Below are 222 nucleotides of genomic sequence, written 5' to 3'. Positions count from 1 at the left end.
TTGCAATCAGTCAGTGCGGAGCGAATCTACGTGGAACTGGATGGTTTGCTCTCAGTACCGGGAGCCGGACATGTTCTGGCACAGTATGGTCAGATTCTGGCCGGTGCTGTGCCGAAGGTTCGCCCACACACCGTATAATACCGGCGTCCAAATCTTTACGGCCGCCGTACAGGTCGATCACACCTTCCCCCGGCGCGTAGGCCATGGCGTTGATGGTAAAGT

1 protein-coding gene is annotated in these 222 nt (G+C 56.8%); it reads right to left on the bottom strand.

Annotated elements, in window-relative coordinates; all coding sequences use genetic code 11:
• Positions 1 to 10: 10 nt before the first annotated feature.
• Positions 11 to 214 carry a hypothetical protein gene (locus H6B10_RS18940; protein WP_345941874.1) on the bottom strand — a complete coding sequence of 68 codons (204 nt, stop codon included), beginning with the start codon at positions 212 to 214 and terminating at the stop codon, positions 11 to 13.
• Positions 215 to 222: the final 8 nt, after the last annotated feature.

Source organism: Gemmiger formicilis, from assembly GCF_016901605.1.
GTDB lineage: Bacteria > Bacillota > Clostridia > Oscillospirales > Ruminococcaceae > Gemmiger > Gemmiger formicilis_B.
Note: the sequence above shows the minus strand (reverse complement) of the source record. Positions and strands in the feature narration are given on the sequence as shown.